Genomic DNA, 4,303 nt, shown 5'->3' with positions numbered 1-4,303 from the left:
CCGAGCTGTTGCACGCCGAGCTGGAGCGGCGCGGCGTGCCCGCCGTGCGCACCGGTGGCGCGGACGTGCTGCAGAGCCGGGCGGGCCAGGACTGGGTCACGCTGCTGACCGCCATGGAGGCGCCGCACCGCAGCGGCTACACCCGCGCCGCCGCGCTCGGACCGTTCCTCGGCCTCACGGCCACCGAGCTCGCGGCCGACGACGGCGACGCCCTCACCGACCGCGTCTCCTCCCGGCTGCGCGACCTCACCGACCTGCAGCGCGAGCGCGGCACCGCCGGCATGGTCGAGGCCCTCACCGCCGACGCCTCCGTGGTCGAGCGACTGCTGCGCCACCAGGGCGGTCGACGTCGACTCACCGACCTCGAGCACGTCGGCCAGGTGCTGGCGATCGCCGCACGCGAGCACGGACTCGGCCTGTCCGGCCTGCGACGGTGGCTGCTCGACCGGCGCAGCGAGACCTCCCCGGCCGCCGACCGCACCCATCGCCTCGACACCGACGCCGACGCCGTGCAGATCGTCACCACGTTCGTCAGCAAGGGTCTGCAGTACCCCGTCGTCTACGTGCCGTTCCTGTTCGACCGATGGGTCCCGGAGCCCAGCATCGTCCGTCTGCACGACGACGACGGCCGACGCTGTCTCGACGTCGGCGGGGCGGGTCCCTCCTGGACCACGCACGCCCGCCGCTCCGACGTCGAGCGCGCGGGGGAGTCGTTGCGGCTGCTGTACGTCGCGCTCACCCGCGCGCAGTCGCGGCTGGTCGTGCACTGGTCACCCACCTTCAACGCGCGGCACGGCGCCCTGCACCGCCTGCTGTTCCGGCCCGACCCGACACGGCCCGAGGTGCCCGACGTGCAGGCCGTGCCGTCGGACCACGACGCCGTCGCGCGCCTCCGTGCGTGGCAGGAGCGTGGCGGGCCGGTCGTCGAGCAGATGGTCACGGGCGACGCCGAGCTGGCACCCGCGGCCGGAGAGGCGGAACGACTCGAGGTCCGTCACCTGCGTCGCGACGTCGACACCGTCTGGACCCGCACCTCCTACACCTCGCTCGTCCGGCGTGACGAGGGACCCAGTGTCTCGAGCGAGCCGGAGCCGACCGCCGCGGACGACGAGGTCGACGTGGTCGCCGACGTCGCCGCCAGCCCGGTGCTGGGCCCGTCGCCATGGGCCGAGCTCGCCGGCGGAGCGGCGCTCGGCACGCTCGTGCACGGCGTGCTCGAGCACGTCGACGTCGGCGCCGACGACCTCGACGCGGAGGTCCGCCGGCGGGTGGAGGAGGAGCTGGCGTCGCGTCCGCTCGCCGTCGACGTCGACGTGCTCGCACCGGCGCTCGTCGGTGCCCTCAGCACGCCGCTCGGGCCGCTCGCTGACGACCTCACGCTGGCGGAGGCGCTCGGCCGACGCCCGTTCCGGGAGATGGAGTTCGAGCTGCCGCTCGCCGGCGGCGACTCGGTCCGGGCGGCAGGTCGCACCGGCACGCTCGCCGACGTCGCCGACCTCATGGAGGCGCACCTGCCGTCGGGCGACCCGCTGCGGCCCTTCGCGGCAGAGCTGCGCGACGCCAGCCTGCGCGGACGCACCCTGCGCGGCTACCTCACCGGCTCGATCGACCTGCTCCTGAGGCTCGACGGCGACCGTACGCTCGTCGTCGACCACAAGACCAACCGGCTCGAGAGCGGCGCGCTCGTCGAGGCCGGCGGCGGCCTGGAGGCGTACGCACCCGAGCGTCTGGCCGACGCCATGCTGCACACGACCTACCCGCTGCAGGCCCTGCTGTACGCCGTGGCGCAGCACCGGTTCCTGCGGTGGCGGCTGCGCGGGTACGACCCCGACGTGCACCTGGCCGGGGTGCTCTACCTGTTCGTGCGAGGCATGACCGGCCCTGATGGACCACGCGGTGCCGACGGGAGCCCGTTCGGCGTGTTCGCGTGGCGGCCCCCGTCGGCGCTGGTGCTCGACCTCAGTGCGCTGCTCGACGGCAGCCCGACCGACGGAGGTCCGCGATGAGCGACACGTCTGCGCCGCCCGCGGTCGAGGTGTCGGCGGGCGACCCGTTCGACCGTCAGGTCGTCCAGGGTCTCGACGTCGAGAGCGACGCGATCCTGGCCGTCCTCAACCGGGCAGGTGTCCTGGCCGCCGCCGACGTCCACGTCACCCGCACCGTCGCCCGACTGGCGGACGAGGACGACGAGGCGGTGCTGCTCGCCCTGGCCCTCGCCGTCCGAGGAGTCCGCCTCGGGTCGTCGTGCGTCGACCTCGGCGGCGTGCTCGACGACCTGCGCCTCGAGGCGCCCGACGTCGAGTGGCCGACGTACGTCGACGACCTCGACGCCTGGTGGGTCCGCGTCGACGCCAGCCCGCTGGCGTCCGGGCGCGACCGTGTCCTCGTCGTCGAGCGTCCCTTGCTGCACCTGGTGCGCTACCACGCACTCGAGGTGTCGCTGTGCCGACGGCTGGGGGAGCGGCTCGCCCTGCGACCCCCGCCCGTCGACCGGGCCGCCCTCGACGCCGACCTGCGACGTCTGTTCGGCGACCCCGGGTTCGCCGAGCAGCGGGCGGCCGCGGCCCGTGCCGCGCACTCGTGGACGACGGTGCTCACGGGCGGCCCAGGGTCGGGCAAGACCACCACCATCGCGCGACTCCTGGCGGCGCTCGCGAGCCAGCACGCCGCGACGGGGCACGACCGACCCCTGGCCGTCGGACTGGCTGCACCGACCGGCAAGGCCGCGGCCCGGATGCGTGAGGCCGTCGCCGCCGCGTCGACCAATCCGGTGTTCACCGAGGCGGAGCGCGACTGGCTGCGCACGCTGCCGGCGGGCACGGTGCACCGGCTGCTCGGCTCGCGGCCCGACCATCGGACGGCCTTCCGGCACCACGCGGGGCAGAAGCTGCCCTACGACGTCGTGGTCGTCGACGAGACGTCCATGGTCTCGTTGCTGCTCATGGAGCGGCTCGTGCAGGCCGTGCCGTCCGGCTGTCGGCTGGTGCTCGTCGGTGACGCCGAGCAGCTCGCCTCCGTCGAGGCCGGCGCGGTGCTGCGCGACGTGGTGGAAGGCCTCGGCGGCGACGACAGTCCCGTCGTCACGCACCTGCAGCAGTCGCACCGCTTCGACGGTGGCATCGGGGCCCTCGCCTCGGCGGTGGTCGAGGGCGACGCGGACCGCGTGCTCGACCTCCTGGCCGAGGGGGTCGACGGGGTGTCACTGCGGCACCCCGACGAGGTCGAGGATGTCGTGTCCGGACGTCCCGCACAGCAGGCCCGTGCCGTGGCCCGCGCCGCAGCCGAGGGCGACGTGCCCACCGCGCTGGCGGCCCTCGGCGAGCACCGGCTGCTCTGCGCGCACCGTGACGGTCCGTACGGCGTGAGCCACTGGAACGAGCGGCTGGAGCGGGAGGTGCGCATCTTCCCGGACCCGGCCCGGCCCTGGTGCGTCGGCCGCCCCGTCCTCGTCACCCGCAACGACGCCTCGCTCCGGGTCAACAACGGCGACGTCGGCGTCACCCTCGACAACGGCCACCGGCTCGTCGTGCACCTGGACTCCACGACGACCGTCTCCTCGACGCGACTCTCGTCGGTGCAGAGCGCCTACGCCAGCACCGTCCACCGCAGCCAGGGCAGCGAGTTCGACCACGTCACCCTGCTGCTGCCCGACGAGGACTCGCTCGTGCTCAGCCGCGAGCTGCTGTACACCGCGATCACCCGCGCACGCACCAGCCTGACGATCGTCGCCACCCCCGAGGTCCTCCGGCGCGCCGTCGAGCGCCGCACCGCCCGCGCCAGCGGCGTCGCCCGTCGCCTCGCCGCGATCGTCGCTCCGTGAGGGCAGGGTCCGACACGCCCCACTTCGTCCTGGGATGCAGGTCGCAGCGAGCCCTGACAGGCTGGTCGTCACGGACCACGAGTCGGGAGGAACCCCATGAAGAAGATCGTCTACGCGCTGGCGTTCGGCATCGGCTACGTGCTCGGCGCCCGAGCCGGCCGCGAGCGGTACGAGCAGCTGCGTGACGCGGCGGAGCGCTTCCAGTCCGATCCGCGCGTGCAGGACGCGGTGCACAAGGCCGAGGCGTTCGCCGAGGACGCCGTGCACGCCGTCCGCGACGAGGACAAGCGCCACGAGGTCGTCGACTCGCTGAAGGGGACGGTCGGCACCGTCCGCGCCCAGGCCACCGGCGCGGCCGAGGCGGTCAAGGAGACCGTCGAGGACGCCACGGACGGAGACCTGTCCAGCACCGTCGAGAGCGTCAAGGACACCGCGAAGGACCTGAAGGACGAGGCCGTCTCCAAGGCCTGTCTCTTATACACA

At 74.1% G+C, this 4,303-nt stretch carries 3 protein-coding genes; all 3 read left to right on the top strand.

Annotated elements, in window-relative coordinates:
* Positions 1 to 2,006 (top strand): 3'-5' exonuclease (locus A6Q79_RS05525; RefSeq protein WP_317696975.1); only part of this gene is annotated, 2,006 nt, incomplete at its 5' end.
* Positions 2,003 to 3,820: an exodeoxyribonuclease V subunit alpha gene (gene recD / locus A6Q79_RS05520; protein ID WP_286691088.1), complete on the top strand. Its 1,818-nt coding sequence runs from the start codon at positions 2,003 to 2,005 to the stop codon at positions 3,818 to 3,820. The genes A6Q79_RS05525 and recD, both read left to right, overlap by 4 nt.
* Before the next feature lie 96 nt (positions 3,821 to 3,916).
* Positions 3,917 to 4,303: hypothetical protein (locus tag A6Q79_RS05515; protein ID WP_317696970.1), on the top strand; the 387-nt coding region annotated here is incomplete at its 3' end.

The sequence above is a fragment of the Aeromicrobium sp. REDSEA-S32_B7 genome (assembly GCF_001626145.1).
Classification (GTDB): domain Bacteria; phylum Actinomycetota; class Actinomycetes; order Propionibacteriales; family Nocardioidaceae; genus Aeromicrobium; species Aeromicrobium erythreum.
Note: the sequence above shows the minus strand (reverse complement) of the source record. Positions and strands in the feature narration are given on the sequence as shown.